The 15,558-nt window shown below is 73.4% G+C and carries 13 protein-coding genes and 1 pseudogene; 1 reads left to right on the plus strand and 13 read right to left on the minus strand.

Going from position 1 to position 15,558, the window contains the following annotated elements:
• Nucleotides 1–194: 194 nt before the first annotated feature.
• The gene (locus H566_RS24915) at nt 195–596 is read left to right on the plus strand and encodes a DUF6632 domain-containing protein (RefSeq protein ID WP_034411538.1); all 402 of its coding nucleotides are present in this window, start codon (nt 195–197) and stop codon (nt 594–596) included.
• A gap of 15 nt (nt 597–611) precedes the next feature.
• Here H566_RS24915 and H566_RS24920 read toward each other — a convergent pair whose 3' ends face one another.
• The 13 genes and pseudogenes from H566_RS24920 to H566_RS0113115 all read right to left on the minus strand — a co-directional run bounded on the left by H566_RS24920 (nt 612) and on the right by H566_RS0113115 (nt 15,546).
• Nucleotides 612–1,835 (minus strand): PQQ-dependent sugar dehydrogenase, encoded by a 1,224-nt coding sequence (locus H566_RS24920; protein ID WP_034411539.1) that lies wholly within the window; start codon nt 1,833–1,835, stop codon nt 612–614.
• Between the two features lie 71 nt (nt 1,836–1,906).
• A complete protein-coding gene (gene ccoG / locus H566_RS0113060; protein ID WP_084545060.1) occupies nt 1,907–3,403 on the minus strand; it encodes a cytochrome c oxidase accessory protein CcoG in 1,497 nt (498 codons plus the stop codon).
• A 159-nt stretch (nt 3,404–3,562) separates the two neighbouring features.
• Nucleotides 3,563–4,984 carry an aminotransferase-like domain-containing protein gene (locus H566_RS0113065; protein WP_028311794.1) on the minus strand — a complete coding sequence of 474 codons (1,422 nt, stop codon included), beginning with the start codon at nt 4,982–4,984 and terminating at the stop codon, nt 3,563–3,565.
• Between the two features lie 169 nt (nt 4,985–5,153).
• The gene (locus H566_RS24925; RefSeq protein ID WP_084545061.1) at nt 5,154–5,882 is read right to left on the minus strand and encodes an LrgB family protein; all 729 of its coding nucleotides are present in this window, start codon (nt 5,880–5,882) and stop codon (nt 5,154–5,156) included.
• Nucleotides 5,879–6,238 (minus strand): CidA/LrgA family protein, encoded by a 360-nt coding sequence (locus H566_RS0113075; protein WP_051378712.1) that lies wholly within the window; start codon nt 6,236–6,238, stop codon nt 5,879–5,881. The genes H566_RS24925 and H566_RS0113075 overlap by 4 nt, the downstream gene beginning before the upstream one ends.
• A 168-nt stretch (nt 6,239–6,406) precedes the next feature.
• Nucleotides 6,407–7,528: a porin gene (locus H566_RS0113080; RefSeq protein WP_034411541.1), complete on the minus strand. Its 1,122-nt coding sequence runs from the start codon at nt 7,526–7,528 to the stop codon at nt 6,407–6,409.
• A gap of 214 nt (nt 7,529–7,742) precedes the next feature.
• Entirely contained in the window at nt 7,743–8,480 is a 738-nt protein-coding gene (locus tag H566_RS0113085) for an ABC transporter ATP-binding protein (protein WP_028311797.1), read from the minus strand.
• Nucleotides 8,480–10,318 carry a branched-chain amino acid ABC transporter ATP-binding protein/permease gene (locus tag H566_RS0113090; protein WP_034411543.1) on the minus strand — a complete coding sequence of 613 codons (1,839 nt, stop codon included), beginning with the start codon at nt 10,316–10,318 and terminating at the stop codon, nt 8,480–8,482. Before H566_RS0113090 ends, H566_RS0113085 begins: the two co-directional genes overlap by 1 nt.
• Complete coding sequence (locus H566_RS0113095; protein ID WP_028311799.1) at nt 10,315–11,346, minus strand: branched-chain amino acid ABC transporter permease; 1,032 nt, start codon at nt 11,344–11,346, stop codon at nt 10,315–10,317. Before H566_RS0113095 ends, H566_RS0113090 begins: the two co-directional genes overlap by 4 nt.
• 69 nt (nt 11,347–11,415) lie before the next feature.
• Nucleotides 11,416–12,495 carry a 4-hydroxy-2-oxovalerate aldolase gene (dmpG, locus tag H566_RS24930; protein ID WP_051378713.1) on the minus strand — a complete coding sequence of 360 codons (1,080 nt, stop codon included), beginning with the start codon at nt 12,493–12,495 and terminating at the stop codon, nt 11,416–11,418.
• A 101-nt stretch (nt 12,496–12,596) separates the two neighbouring features.
• Nucleotides 12,597–13,496: pseudogene (locus tag H566_RS24935) on the minus strand (acetaldehyde dehydrogenase (acetylating)); the annotation flags it as partial.
• Nucleotides 13,497–13,519: 23 nt separating this feature from the next.
• Nucleotides 13,520–14,323: a 2-keto-4-pentenoate hydratase gene (locus H566_RS0113110; protein WP_028311800.1), complete on the minus strand. Its 804-nt coding sequence runs from the start codon at nt 14,321–14,323 to the stop codon at nt 13,520–13,522.
• Nucleotides 14,320–15,546, minus strand: coding sequence for an ABC transporter substrate-binding protein (locus H566_RS0113115; RefSeq protein WP_245591350.1), 1,227 nt, complete (start codon nt 15,544–15,546; stop codon nt 14,320–14,322). The genes H566_RS0113110 and H566_RS0113115 overlap by 4 nt, the downstream gene beginning before the upstream one ends.
• Nucleotides 15,547–15,558 lie beyond the last annotated feature (12 nt).

The following is a 15,558-nucleotide window of genomic DNA, read 5'->3' on the forward strand; positions in this document are numbered from 1 at the left end:
GGAAGCAGTGTCGGGAGCGAGCCGTCCTGCGGGCCGGGCCCGGTCCGGCTCGTTCGCGAGTGTTCCGGCGCCAGGCTTGCGGAACGCGGTCCTGACGCCAAGCGTTACGCGTGTGCCGACCTGTTCAAGTAAATCTTTCCGCCCGGCGGGGGCGCCGGGAAAATCGCGGCGCCGTCTGCTTCCGGGAGCAAAACGTGAATCCAGTCCGCCGCGCCGCCTGGCTGCGCATCGCGCTAGTCGTCCTTGGCCTGATCTGCGCCGTCGGCTTCTATCCGCTTACCGTGCTCTGGCCGGCCGGCTGGGTTTGGCACCAGGGGCATTCCGATTACCTCGAAATGATCATCGCCCTGTACGCGACGCTCGGCGTCTTCCTGCTGCTGGCCGCGCGCGATCCGGTGCGGTACCTGAGCCTCATCTCCTTCGCGCTCTGGTCGAGCGCGGTGCACGGCGCCGTCATGGCGGTACAGGCGCTGCGCAACCCCTTGCATGCCGGGCATCTCGCAGGCGATGTGCCGGCGCTGCTCATCGCCGCGCTGGTGCTGGGCTGGCTCTGTCCCGAGGCGGCGCGCCTGCCCTTCGAGGGCGGGCGGGGCTGACAGGCGCGGCGAGCTTCAGCGCCCGGCCGGCGCCACGCGCAGCAGCGCGCCGGCCGGCGCCTCGGCCAGCACGTACAGCGCGCCGTCCGGGCCTTCGATCACGTCGCGCAGGCGCAGGCCCCGGTCGGCCAGCAGCCATTCCTCGCCGGTGACGCGGTCGCCGTCGAGCTTCAGGCGCACGAGCTTGCGGCTGCCGAGCCCGGCCACGAACAGGTTGCCGCGCCAGTCGGGCAGGCCGCGCCCGCTGTGGAAGACCATGCCGCCCGGCGCGATGACCGGGTCCCAGTAGTAGACCGGCTGTTCCATGTCGACGCGCGCGGCGCTCTCGTGCATGCGCTCGCCCGAGTAGTCGATGCCGTAGCCGATGACCGGCCAGCCGTAGTTGCGGCCCGGGTCCGGGCGGTTGAGCTCGTCGCCGCCGCGCGGGCCGTGCTCGATCGTCCACAGCCGGTCGTCGGCATCGAGCGCCGCACCCTGCACATTGCGATGGCCCAGAGACCAGATTTCCGGTCGCGCGCCCGCGCGCCCGGCGAAGGGATTGCCGGCCGGCACCGAGCCGTCGAGATTCAGGCGCACCAGCTTGCCCAGATGACTGCCGAGGTCCTGCGCCTGCGCCCGTCCCTCGGGAATGCCGCGCTCGCCCAGCGTGAGGAACAGCTCCCGGCCGCCGGGCCCGAACGCGATGCGCGAGCCGAAGTGCAGCGGCGACCGCAGCGACGGCTGCTGGCGGAACAGGATGCGCACCTCCTCCAGCCGCGCGCCGCGCGCGTCCTCCACGAGCACGCCCTTCGCGAGCGTGGTGCCGCTGCCGTCGGCGCGCGGCTCGGCGTAGCTCCAGTAGATCGTGCGGTTGGCGGCGAAGCCGGGGTCGAGCGCCACGTCGAGCAGGCCGCCCTGGCCCTGGGCGAATACCGGCGGCAGGCCCGCGACCGGCGCCGAGAGCCGCCCGTCCGCGCCGACGATGCGCAGCCGGCCCGGCCGTTCGGTGACGAGGAAGCGGCCGTCGGGCAGCAGTTCGACCGCCCAGGGCTGGTCGAGCGCGTCGGTGATCGTGCGCACGTCCAGCGCGACCGGCGTGCGCATCGCGGGGGCGCGGGTCTGGCCCGCGAAGGCCGGGCGGGCGTCGGCGTTGTTGGGCGGGCGGGTCTCGACCGACGTGTCGGCGCTGGCCGCAACGGTCAGTACCGAGAGCGCGAGCGACACGGCGCAGAGCAGGCGCGGGCGGGGAAGGATGGGCATGGGACGGGCTCCTGAACGATCGGAGAAAGCATGCATCGCATCCGGGCCGGGGCGGCGCTGCCGCCACCGGCTCAAGGCAGGATGAAGGTGCTCGGCTCGCGCACGACCGGCTCGTCGCCGTCGAGCGCATGCACCTCGAACATGATCGGGAGCGTCGCGCCAGCCGGGCCGACGCCGGCGCCGGCGTCGAGCCGCACATGCAGCGGCACGCTGCGGTCGCTGGCCGGCTCGATCGTGACCGGCTCCGACTCCTCGATGTGCAGGCCGGGCGCGCCGGTCACGTCGATGCGCACGCGCCGTGACTGCTCGGCGCTGTTCATGAGGACGAGGCGGTACACGTTCTCCGACGCGCCGTCCTCCACGGCGCGCGCCATCACGCCGCGGTCGCGGATCACGTCCACGCGCAGGCTGTGGCGGCCGGCCAGGCTCAGCACGAAGGCGGCCGACAGCGCGACGAGCAGCGCGCCGTAGATCAGCACGCGCGGGCGCAGCAGGCGGCGCAGGGTCGCCGCGCGGTCGAGGCCGAGGGCGAGCGCGTTCTCGGTCGTGTAGCGCACGAGGCCGCGCGGCGCGCCGAGCTTGTCCATCACCGAATCGCAGGCGTCGATGCAGGCGGCGCAGCCGATGCACAGGGTTTGCAGGCCGTCGCGGATGTCGATGCCGGTCGGGCAGACCTGCACGCAGAGCGAGCAGTCGATGCAGGCGCCGTGGGCGGGCGCGGCGGCCGGCGCGGTCTTGGTGGGCGGCGCGGCCGAGGCGCCGGCCAGGCCGGCGCGCGCCGTCGCGGGCACGCCCTTCGGCAGCGCGCCACGCGGCTCGCCGCGCGCCGCGTCGTAGCTGATGACGAGGCTGTCGGGATCGAGCATCGCGCCCTGGAAGCGGCCGTAGGGGCACATGTGCTTGCAGACCTGCTCGCGCAGGAAGCCGGCGTTGCCGTAGGTGGCGAGGCCGTAGAACAGCAGCCAGAAGCTCTCCCACGGCCCGGTCGAGAGCGTGAGCACCGCGCCGGCCAGCTCGCGGATCGGCGTGAAGTAGCCCACGAGCGTGAAGCCGGTCCACAGGCTGAAGGCGATCCACGCGGCGTGCTTCGCGCCCTTGAGCGCGAGCCAGCGGGCGTTCACGCCATCGCGGTCGAGCCGGATGCGCGCGCCCCGGCTGCCCTCGATGCGCTGCTCGATCCACATGAAGATCTCGGTATAGACCGTCTGCGGGCAGCTGTAGCCGCACCACACGCGCCCGGCCACCGCCGTCACGAAGAAGAGGCCTAGCGCGCACAGCACCAGCAGCGCCGCGAGCCAGACCATGTCCTGCGGCTGGAGCACGACGCCGGGCAGGTAGAAGCGCCGCGCGTCGAGGTCGAACAGCATCGCCGGGCGGCCGCCCCAGTCGAGCCACGGCAGGCCGTAGAACACCGCCTGCGTGAGCCAGACCATGAGCCAGCGCCGCGTCGCGTAGCGGCCCGACACCGCGCGGGCGTGGATGCGGTCGTTGGCGGGCGGGCGCGGCGCGCCGGGCGGCTCGCGCGGGGGGAGGGGCGTGATGGGGATGACGGTTTTCGACGCGCTCACGGGCGGCTCCTGCGGCGTCGCGCTCGGGCGACGGGATGGGCGCCGACGGTAGGCGGCGCGGCGCGCGGGCGGCAGGAGCAGTTGCGGCGCGGGGGACCGGATCAGTTGCGGGCCGGGCACGGCGCCGTCGGGCGGACGCCGCCGCGCGCGGGCCGGGCGTCAGCCGGCGCGGCCCGCCAGCCGCCCGAGCGTGGCGATCGCGTCATGGGCGCGCTCGTCCCAGGCGTGGCCGCAGTTGATGCGCAGGCAATGCCCGAAGCCGCGCCCGGCCGAGAAGATCGGCCCCGGCGCGATGCTGATGCCGGCCGCGAGCGCGCGCCGGTGCAGCGCGAGCGCGTCGCCCCCTGCCGGCAGCTCGACCCAGGTGAAATAGCCGCCCTCGGGCCGCGTCGCGCGCGTGCCTTCGGGGAAGTGCGCCGCGATCGCGCGCAGCACGCTCGCCTGGCGGATGCGCAGCGTCTCGCGCAACCGGCGCAGATGGCGGTCATGGCCGCCGCGCTCCAGATAGGCCGCGAGCGCGATCTGCGCCGGCGCCGACGTGGCGATCGACAGCGACAGCTTCTGCCGCGCCACCGTCTTCCGGAACCGCCCCGGTATCGCCCAGCCGATGCGGTAGCCCGGCGCGAGGCTCTTCGAGAACGACGAGCAGTGCAGCACCAGCCCCTCGGCGTCGAAGGCCTTGGCCGGCGGCGGCCGGCGCTCGCCGAACCACAGCTCGCCGTACACGTCGTCCTCGATGAGCGGGATGCCGTGGCGCGCGAGCAGCGCCACGAGTTCGCGCTTGCGCGCCTCGGGCATCAGCGCGCCGAGCGGATTCTGGAAGCTCGGCATGAGCCAGGCGGCGCGCGGCGCGTGGCGGCTGACAGCGCTTGCAAGCGCGTCGAGGTCGATGCCGTCGCGCGGATGGGTCGGCACCTCGATCGCGCGCAGGCCCAGGCGTTCGAGCGCCTGGAGCGCGCCGTAGAAGCAGGGCGACTCGACCAGCACCGCGTCGCCGGGCCGCGTGACGGCGGCGAGGCAGAGGTTGAGCGCCTCCAGCGCGCCATTGGTGATGACGATCTCGTCCGGATCGACCGCGATGCCGTCCGCGAGATAGCGCCGCGCGATCTGGCGCCGCAGCCGCGCGAGGCCGGGCGTGAGGTCATCGACGGTGGCGCGCGGGTCGAGCGATTGCGCGGCCGCCGCCATCTCCTGGCCGAGGCGCGCGAGCGGAAACAGCTCCGGCCCGGGGAAGGCCGAGCCGAAGGGCGCGACCGCGCGCGACATGCTGGCTTCGAGAATGTCGAAGACCATCGCGCTCACGTCCAGCTCGACCGCGTTGCCGTCGGGAGCGGAACTGGCGGCCGGCTCGGGCGGCGCGGCGGGCGCCGCCTCGGTCACGAACCAGCCCGAGCGCTCGCGAGCGCGCACGAGACCGCGTGCTTCGAGCAGGTAGTAGGCCTGGAACACGGTGGACGGGCTGACCGTATGGCTGGCGCAGGTCTGGCGCACCGAGGGCAGGCGGTCGCCGGGGCGCAGCACGCCGGCGGCGATGGCCTGTTCGATCTCGTCGGCGAGGGCGGCGTAGCGGGTGGACTTCATCGGAGCGGCGGCGGGCGGGCGGGGCGCGCGATGGTAGCGGGGATGCCGGTCTGCATGGCATCGCGGTGCGGTCGCGGGCCACCGGGGGCGCGCCTTCGCCGGCGCCTTCACCTTCACCTTCACCTTCACCGACGCCGACGCCGACGCCGTGCGCGGCCGCGCCGTCGCGTCAGCCGGCCAGCGGCGGCAGCAGCAAGGGCAGCAGCAGCGCGGTCGCGAGGCCGTTCAGGCCCATCGCCAGCGCGGCGGTCGCGCCCTCGACCGGGTCGATCCGCAACGCGCGCGCCGTGCCGACCGCATGCGCGGCCATGCCGGTGGCGAAGCCGCGCACCGCCGGGTCGCGCAGGCGCAGCGCGTCGAGCAGCGGCCGCGCGAGCAGCGCGCCCGCGATGCCGGTCAGCGCCACGGCCGCCGCCGCGACCGGCGCGATCCCGCCGCCGGCCTCGACCAGCGCCAGCGCGACCGGCATCGTCGCCGACTTCGGCGCGAGCGACTGCACGAGCGCCGCCGGCAGCCCGAGCGCGCGCGCGAGCAGCACCGCCGAGCCGATGCCCGCGATCGCGCCGGCCGGCAGCGCCACCGCCAGCGCCGGCCCGAGCCGGCGGATGCGCGCGCGCTGCGCATGCAGCGGCACTGCGAGCGCCACCGTCGCCGGCCCCGCGAGCCAGCGCAGCAGCGCGGTGGCCTCGCGGTACTCGGCATGCGGCAGGCCGGCGAACTTGAGCCCGAGCGCCACCAGCGCCGAGCCGGTCAGCACCGGAATCAGCCAGGGCGAGAGTCCGCCGCGCCGCCACGCGGCCAGCGCGACCGCGTAGGCGAGCAGCGTCGCGCCGGTGCAGCCGGCCATGAGCGCGGCCCCGTGCGCCGAGGGGAGCGAGAGCGCCGCGGTCAGGTTCATGCCCGGCCGCCGAACAGTCGCAGGCTCAGCGCCAGCACGAGCGCCGACACCGCCATCGTCACCGCCGCGCCCGCGACGCACACCACCACCAGCGCCAGCCCGTGGTCGCGCAGCAGCGGCGCCTGCGCCGCGATGCCGGCCACCGACGGGATGAGGAACAGCATCAGATGGCGCAGCAGCGGGTCGGCCGCGCGCGCGAGCGGCGCGGGCACGCCGGCGCGCGGCAGCAGCAGGGCGGCGAGCAGGAAGGCGCCCGCGAGCGCGTCGGGCAAGGGCAGATGAAGGGCGCGCGCGGCAAGACCGCCGAGCCACTGGAAGCCGGCCAGCGCGGCCAGCCCGGTGAGGATCGGGAACATGAGGGAAGGCTGCCCGTCGCGGGGCAGCGGAAGCGGACGGGGGCGGGAGTCTGCGCCCGCGCGGCCGCGCGCGACAGGCGCAGCCGCGGCGCCACCGACCGGAGCAGCCGCGCCGTCCGCTGCGGCTGCGCAACGGCAGCTGGTGGGTGGCGGCTGACCGCGCCAGCCTCAGAAGGTGTGACGCATCCCCACGAAGCTGCCGAGCTGGTTGGTGCCGGCCGTCGGCGTCGTGCCGCCGCCACCCGAGCTGACCGTGTATTGCGCGCCCTTGCCGTTGTCGAGCCAGCCGAGCTGCGCATACACCGCCGTGCGCTTGCTGAAGGAGTAAACCCCGCGCCCCACGAGCATCGACGCGCTGCGCTGCTGGTCGCTGTTGACGATGCGGATCGCCTCGCCGTCGAAGGTCCAGGCGGCAGTGACCGGCACCGACGCGCCGAGGAAGAGCATGTCGCTCTTCACGTCGGTGGTGGCCGTGTCCACGCGCCGGCCGATCCAGCCGCCCGCGACCTTCACGCCCGCGAGCTTCGCCCAGCCCGTCACGGCCTGGCGCCGGTCCTTGTCCGAGCTGTTGGGCATCGCGATCGCCGCCGCGCCGTTGTAGAAGCTCGCGCCAAGCGTGCCGCCGCCGCGCTGCTCGTCGATCGCATAGCCGAGGCCCCAGTCGGCGGTGTCGTACTGGACCATCGCCGAGACCTGACGGCAGGCGACCGGCCCGGCGTTGCCTTCGCCGGCGCAGGAGGTCGCGCCGTTGCCGACGGTGTCGCGGCCGGTGGAGTAGGTCGCGCCGAAGCCGAGGCCGCCGAGCTTGTGGCGGTAGGCAAGGGTGTTGTCGGACCGCGCGGCGGGCAGATAGCTGTCGAGCGAGCCGAGGCCGTAGAGGTTGGGGCCGAGGATGTCGCCCGTGATGAGCGGGTAGTTGAGCATCGTGTACTGGCGGCCGAGCGTGAGCGTGCCGAGGCTCGCGGAGCTGAGTCCGACAAAGGCTTGCCGCCCCCACATGCGCCCGCCCTGGCCGGCGGCGCCGGTGTCGGCGTTGAAGCCGTTCTCGATCACGAACAGCGCCTTCGCGCCGTTGCCGAGGTCTTCCTCGCCGCGCACGCCGACGCGCGAGGCTTGCGTGCCGGTGATCGACGGCACGCGCACGAGGGCCGAGCCGTCGCCGCGCGCATGGCTCACGCGCTCGACGCCGGTGTCGATGGAGCCGTAGAGCGTGACCTGCTGGGCGCCTGCCGTGCCGGCGAGGCTGGCGAGCGCGGCGGCAAGCAGCGCGGTGCGTTGGGGGTTGTTCATGCTTCTCCTCTTTGTGGTTGGGTGGCGCGCGGGTCTCGTGCCCGGTTGCCGTGGTGGCGGCCGACCGCGCCGCGCCCGCGTGCCGACGCGGGCACGGTTGCGGGCCGGGCCGGATGCGATGCCGCCGTGGCGGCCGGATGGAGGGAGAGCGAGCGGGCGAAGCGCCCCGCCGATGGCGGGGCCGCGCTGCAAGGGCTTGCAGCCGCCGCCGAGGTCAGGCGGCCAGCATGTCCTGATGCCGCCCCGACAGCCCGAGATAGGACTCGATCACGCGCGGGTCGCTGGCCAGCTCGGCGGCCGGCCCTTCGAGGCCGACGCGCCCGTTCTCCAGCACATAGGCGTGGTCGGCCACCTGGAGCGCGGCGCGGGCGTTCTGCTCCACGAGCAGCACCGACACGCCGAGCGAACGCAGCTTCACGATGATGCGGAAGATGTCGCGCACGATCAGCGGCGCGAGGCCGAGGCTCGGCTCGTCGAGCATGAGCAGCTTGGGCCGGCCCATGAGCGCGCGCCCCACCGCGAGCATCTGCCGTTCGCCGCCCGACAGCGTGCCCGCCGCCTGGGCGCGCCGTTCCAGCAGGCGCGGGAACAGCGCGTACACCTCGTCGAGCGTCGCCTTCGCCTCGGCCCGGCCGCGCCGGTAGGCGCCGAGGCTCAGGTTGTCCTCGATGCTCATCTCGCCGAACAGGTCGCGCGATTCGGGCACGAGGGCCAGCCCTTGCGCGACGAGCTGCTCGACCTGTCCGCGCCGCACCGGCCGGCCGTCGAAGCGGATCTCGCCGCGCGCCGGCAGCAGGCCCATGAGCGCGGCGAGCGTGGTCGTCTTGCCCGCGCCGTTGGGGCCGATGACCGTGACGATGCTGCCCTCGGGCACGGCGAGGTTCACGTCCTGCACCGCCTCGACCTTGCCGTAGGCCACGCACAGGCCGCGCACTTCAAGGATGTTGCCCATCACGCCACCCCGCCCAGATAGGCCTCGAGCACCTTCGGGTCCTGCTGCACGTCCTGCGGCAGACCCTCGGCGATCTTGCGGCCGAACTCCATCACCACCACGCGATCGGCGAGGCCCATCACGAAGTCCATGTCGTGCTCGACGATGAGCACCGCCATCCCCTCGGCGCGCAGCCGGCGCAGCAGTTCGCCGAGCGCGGCCTTCTCCTGATGGCGCAGGCCGGCCGCCGGCTCGTCGAGCAGCAGCAGGCAGGGGTCGCTGCACAGCGCGCGGGCGATCTCCATCACGCGCTGCTGGCCGAGCGAGAGCGAGCCGGCCGGCGCGTGCATGCGCTCTTCCAGCCCGACGCGCCGGATCTGGCGCGCGGCCTCGGCGATGAGCCGGGCCTCGTCGGCGCGGTCGAGCCGCCAGGCGCAGGCGAACACGCCGCGACTGCCGCGCAGATGGGCGCCGATCGCGACGTTCTCCAGCACGCTCATCGCCGGCAGCATGCGCACATGCTGGAAGCTGCGGCTCATGCCGAGCGCCGCGATGGCGCGCGCGCCGAGCCCGTCCACGCGCCGGCCCCGGAAGCGGATCTCGCCCGAGGTCGGCGCGTCCACGCCCGAGATCTGGTTGAACATCGTGCTCTTGCCGGCGCCGTTGGGGCCGATGAGCGCGACGATCTCGCCGGCCTTCACCTGGAGGTCCATCGCGTTGTTGGCGACCAGCCCGCCGAAGCGGCGCGTGACTTCGCGCGCATCCACGAGCAGCTCGCCGGCCGCCGGCATCGCGCGGCGCGGCAGCGGCTCGGCGTGGTCGTCGATCGCCCGCGCGCGGCGGCGCGACGGCAGCAGCCGCGCCACCCACGGCGCGAGGCCGTCGCGCGCGCGCTGGAGCACGACCACCATCGCGAGGCCGAACACGATGGTCTCGAAGTTGCCGGCCGTGCCGAGCAGGCGCGGCAGCCAGTCCTGCAAGCCCTGGCGCGCGGCGGTGATGACGCCCGCGCCGACCAGCGCGCCCCAGACCTGGCCCGCGCCGCCGAGCACCGCCATGAACAGGTAGTCGATGCCGGCCTGCATGCCGAAGGGCGTCGGGTTCACGAAGCGCTGGAGATGGGCATAGAGCCAGCCCGCCGCGCTGGCCTGCAAGGCAGCGATCACGAAGATCACCATGCGCGCCCGCGAGGTATCGACGCCCATCGCCTCGGCCATCACCCGACCGCCCTTGAGCGCGCGGATCGCCCGGCCTTCGCGCGAATCGAGCAGGTTGTGCGTCGTGAACATGCCCGCCGCGAGAAAGGCCGCGATCAGGTAGCTGAAGCTGCGGCCGTCGTCGAGCGCGCGACCCGCGAGCGTGACCGCCGGGATGTCGGTGATGCCGGTATGCCCGCCCAGCCCTTCGACGCTGCCGAACAGGTAGTAGAGGCTGATGCCCCAGGCGATCGTGCCGAGCGGCAGGTAATGGCCCGACAGCCGCAGCGTGAGCGAGCCCAGCAGCAGCGCGATCGCGAGCGTCAGCAGCAGCCCGGCGGCGAGGCCGATCCACGGCGATGCCGGCAGCCCGAGCTGCGCGAGCCAGGGCCCGGTCGTGAGCAGCGCCGTCGTGTAGGCGCCGAGCCCGACGAAGGCCGCCTGGCCGAAGGACGTGAGCCCGCCCACGCCCGTGAGCAGCATGAGGCCGAGCGCCACCAGGCTGTAGATGCCGACGTAGTTGACGAGCGTGACGTAGAAGTCGGGCAGCAGTTGCGGCGCGGCGGCGAGGGCCGCGACCGCGAGCGCGCCGACCACGAGCGGCAGCGGCGTGGACGCGCCGACGCCGGCGGCGCGCGGGGCGATCGAGGGCAGGCTGCTCATGCGTCCTCCTCGATGTGATGCGATTGCAGCGAGCGCCAGACCAGCACCGGGATGATCAGCGTGAACACGATGACGTCCTTGAACGCGCTGGCCCAGAACGACGAGAACGACTCCAGCAGCCCGACGAACACCGCCGCGAGCGCCGCCGCCGGATAGCTCGCCAGCCCGCCGACGATCGCCGCGACGAAGCCCTTGAGGCTGATGAGAAAGCCGCTGTCGTAGTAGACGGTCGTCACGGGCGCCACCAGCACGCCCGACAGCGCGCCGATCGCGCCCGCGAGGCCGAAGGCAAGTCGCCCGGTCGCCACCGGCGAGATGCCGACGAGCCGCGCGCCGCGCCGGTTGAGCGCCGACGCGCGCAGCGCCCGGCCCGCGAGCGTGCGGCTGAAGAACAGCCACAGCCCGACGATGAGCGCGAGCGAGCTGCCCATCACCGCGAGCGACTGGCCGGTGAAGTCGAGCGGGCCGAGCGTGAAGCTCGCGTCCGACAGCGCCGGCGTGCGCGCGCCCTCGGGACCGAAGAACAGCAGGCCGAGGCCCAGCATCGCCACATGCACCGCGACCGCGACGATGAGCAGCGTGAGCACCGTCGCATCGGCGATCGGCTGGAAGGCGAGGCGATAGACCATCGGCGCGAGCGGCACGACGGTCGCCAGCGCGAGCGCCACCTGCGCGCCGAGCGGCAGGCCGGCGAGCGGCAGCGCCTTGAGCGCCGCGACGAGCGCGAGCGGATAGCCGAGCTGCCAGCCGAGCGCGCGCAGCAGCCGCGCCGGCTCGGCGCGCAGCGCCACCGCGTCGAGCGCCGACGCCGCCGCGCCGCAGGCGAGCAGCACCCAGGCCGTGCCCGGGAACTGCCCGGCCTGCAGCGCCGCGAGCGTGAGCGCGCCCCAGGCGACGAACTCGCCCTCGGGAATGAAGATGACGCGGGTGACCGCGAACACGAGTACGAGGGCCAGCGCGAGCAGCGCGTACACCGCGCCGTTCGCGAGCCCGTCCTGCCCGAGCAGGAGGGCGATGGGCAAGTCCATGGATGTCTCCTCCGGGCCCGTCGCGCCGACGGGCCGGCTGTGGTTGTTGTGCGGGGGAGGGCGGCCGGGTCAGGCCGCGACGCGGGGCGGAGAGGCGGCAGTGACAGCGTTTGCAGCGCCAATGCCGGCCGCGCGTTCGCGCGCCAGCGTCATCGCGGTGTCCTCGATCATGTCTTCCTGGCCGCCGACCATGCCCTTGCGGCCCAGCTCGACGAGGATGTCGCGCGCCTTGACGCCGTACTTCTGCTCCGCCCGCTTGGCGAACAGCAGGAAGCTCGAATACACGCCCGCGTAGCCCAGGGTGAGCGAGTCGCGGTCGATGCGGATCGGGTGGTCCATGATCGGCACGACGAGGTCCTCGGCCACGTCGCTGATCGCGGCCACGTCCACGCCGGTGTCGATGCCCATGCGCGAGCACACGGCGATCAGCACTTCCATCGGCGTGTTGCCGGCGCCCGCCCCGAGGCCGGCGGCCGCCGCGTCGATGCGCCGCGCGCCGGCCTCGATCGCGGCGATCGAGTTGGCCACGCCCATCGCGAGGTTGTGATGGCCGTGAAAGCCGAGTTCGGTCTGCGGGTTCAGCGCGGCGCGCACGGCGCCGAGCTTTTCGCGCACGTCGTCGGGCAGCATGTGGCCGGCCGAGTCGGTCACGTACACGCAGTTCGCGCCGTAGCTCTCCATCAGCCGGGCCTGCTCGACGAGCTTCGCGGCCGGGGCCATGTGGCTCATCATCAGGAAGCCCACGGTGTCCATGCCCAGCCTGCGCGCCATGCCGATGTGCTGCTCGCTCACGTCGGCCTCGGTGCAATGCGTGGCGACGCGGATCGTGTGCACGCCGAGGTCGTGCGCCATCTTCAGATGCTCGACCGTGCCGATGCCCGGCAGCAGCAGCGCCGACACCTTGGCCTGCTTCATGAGCGGGATCACGGCGCCGAGATATTCGGCATCGGTGTGGCGCGGAAAGCCGTAGTTGACCGAGCTGCCGCCGAGGCCGTCGCCGTGCGTGACCTCGATGAGCGGCACGCCGGCCGCGTCGAGGCCGCAGGCGATGCTCTGCATCTGTTCGAGCGTCATCAGGTGGCGCTTGGGGTGCATGCCGTCGCGCAGCGTCATGTCATGCACGCGGATCTTCGTTCCTGCGAGGTTCATCGCGGGCTCCTTCAGGCGGCGAGGGGGGAGGCGGGGCTGACAGCGCTTGCAGCGCCCGGGGCGGTGGCCGTGGCCGTAGAGGCGGCGAGTTCGGCCGCGCGCGCCTTCGGATCGAAGCGCCCGGCGAGGATTTCCTCGGCGAACATCTCCGCCGTGCGCGCGGCGGCGGCGGTCATGATGTCGAGGTTGCCGGCGTACTTCGGCAGGTAGTCGCCGAGGCCTTCGACCTCCATGAACATCGACACGCGGTTGCCGTCGAAGACCGGGCCGTTCACGAGCCGGTAGCCCGGCACGTAGCGGCGCACTTCCTCGATCATCGCGAGCACCGACGCGGTGATCGCCTCGCGGTCGGGCTCGGCCGCGGTCAGGCAATGCACGGTGTCGCGCATGATCAGCGGCGGATCGGCCGGGTTGATGATGATGATGGCCTTGCCCGTCGCGGCGCCGCCTACGCGCTCGACCGCGCCCGCCGTGGTGCGGGTGAACTCGTCGATGTTCTTGCGCGTGCCGGGGCCGACCGAGCGGCTCGACACCGTGGCGACGATCTCGCCGTAATCCACCGTCTGCACGCGGCTCACGGCCGCGACCATCGGGATCGTGGCCTGGCCGCCGCAGGTCACCATGTTGACGTTCATCTCGCCGCTGCCGACGTGGTCGCGCAGGTTCACGGGCGGCACGCAGAAGGGGCCGATCGCGGCGGGCGTGAGGTCGATCATGAGCACGCCGAGCGCGTTGAGCTTGCGCGAGTTCTCGGCATGCACATAGGCGCTCGTGGCGTCGAAGGCGATCTGGATTCCGTCTTCGGCCACATGCGGCAGCAGGCCGTCCACGCCGTCGGCGGTGGTCTTGAGGCCCAGCTCGCGGGCGCGCGCGAGGCCTTCGGATTGCGGGTCGATGCCGACCATCCAGACCGGCTCCAGCACCGGGCTGCGACGCAGCTTGTAGAGCAGGTCGGTCCCGATGTTGCCGGGGCCGATGAGCGCGCACTTGATCTTCTTCATGGGGGTTTCGCCTTCGGTGAGGGTCATTCGAAACGCGCGCGGACTTCGCCGAGTCCGTCGATGCGGGCGCTGAACCGGTCGCCGGCGGCCACGGCCACCATCGGCCCGAGCGCGCCGGTGAGCAGCACGTCGCCGGCGCGCAGCGGATGGCCGCGCGCGACCATCGTGTCGGCCAGCCAGACGGCGGCGTTGAGCGGATTGCCGAGGCAGGCCCGGCCGCCGCCGCGCGACACCGGCTCGGGCGCGCCGTCGTCGCCGCGCGCGCGGGTCATTTCCATCGCGCAGGCGGCGAGGTCGAGCCGGTCGAGCGGCACCGGCCGCGCGCCGAGCACGAAGCGCCCGCTCGACGCGTTGTCGGCCACGGTGTCGAACAGGCGGATGTTCCAGTCGGCGATGCGGCTGTCGACGATCTCGATCGCGGGCAGCGCATAGGCTGTCGCTGAGATGAGGTCGGCGTAGGAGTGGCGCTCGAAGCCGAGGTCGCGGCCGAGTACCAGCGCGATCTCGGCCTCGACCTTGGGTTGCAGCAGCGTGGCGCGCGCGAGCGGCGCGTCGTCGCCGACCGGCATGTCGTCGAACAGCACGCCGAAGTCGGGCTGATCGACGCCGAGCTGGGCCTGCACCGCGCGCGAGGTGAGGCCGATCTTGTAGCCGACCACGCGCCGTCCGGCGGCGAGGCGGGCGCGGGTGTTGACGGCCTGGATCGCATAGGCGAGGTCGAGGTCGGCGGCGGCCACGCGCTCGCGCAGCGGCGCGATCGGCGTGCCGGTGGCGGCGGCCTCGCGCAGCAGACGGGCGGCGTCGTCGGGCGTGAGGAGGGCGCTCATTTGACGAGCTTCCAGGCGCCGTTCTCGACCTTCACGAGCACGATGGCCTTCGGGTCGTAGCCGGCGTGGTCGGCGGGGGAGGTCGTGTACACGCCGTTGCTGCCGACGAGGCCACGCGTGTTTTCGAGCGCGTCGCGCACCGCGTCGCGGAAGGCCGGGCTGCCGGGCTTGGCGGTCTTGAGCGCGACGGTGAAGGCGTTCTGCAGCAGCAGCCAGGCGTCCCAGCTCGCGCCGGCGAAGGTCGAGCGCGTGTCGGCCCCGTACTTCGCTTCCAGCTCCTTCACGAAGGCCGTGCCGGCCTTCTTGGTCGCATGGCCGTCGGACAGCTGCTCGGCGACGAGCACCGGGCCGACCGGCACCAGCGCGCCTTCCACCTTCGCGCCGCCGACGCGCAGGAACTCGCGGCTCGTGACGCCGTGCGACTGGTAGATCGCGCCCTTGTAGCCGCGCTCGCGCAGCGTGATCTGCGGCATCGCGGCCGGCGTGCCCGAGCCGCCGACGAAGATCACGTCGGGCTTCGCGGCGATGAGCTTGAGCACCTGGGCCTGCACGCTCGGATCGGTGCGGCCGTAGCGCTCGGCCGCGACGATGCGCAGACCCGGCGTCTCGACCGCGCCCTTGAGCGCGTTGAACAGCGTGTCGCCCCACGAGTCCGAAAAGCCGATGAAGCCGACGGTCTTCGCGCCGGCCGCGACCATGTCCTCGACGATGCGGCGGACCATGAGGTCGGCGCCCGGCTCGGCGCGGAAGACGTAGCGGCGCTTGTCGCCCGACACGTCGATCGGCGCGACCGACACCAGCGGCACCTTCTCCTGGTTCGCGACGTCGGCGATCGCGTTGCCGTTGCTGATGAGGTTGGGGCCGAGCACCGCGTCGACCTTGTGCTCGCCGATGAGCTTGCGGACGTCGGTGACGGCGGCGGTCGGGTCGGTCGCGTCGTCGAGCAGGATGAAGTTGAGCTTCTCGCCGCCGAGGGTCGCGGGCATGAGGCTCACGGCCTTGCGCGTCTCGGCGCCGAGCGAGGCGGCGGGGCCGGTGAGCGAGGCCACCACGCCGATGTTGATGTCGGCGAAGGCGGGCGCGGCGGCGAGCACTGCGGCCAGCGCGAGCGCGGCGCGGGCACGGCCCATCGGTGCGCTGCGGCCGGCGGATGCGTCGGCGCGATCGGCTGCAAGGGCTTGCAGCGCCGGTCGCCCGGCTGGCGGGGTTGCGCGTGGGTTCATGAATCGTCTCCT

Source organism: Derxia gummosa DSM 723, assembly GCF_000482785.1.
In the GTDB taxonomy this organism is placed as follows: Bacteria; Pseudomonadota; Gammaproteobacteria; order Burkholderiales; family Burkholderiaceae_E; genus Derxia; species Derxia gummosa.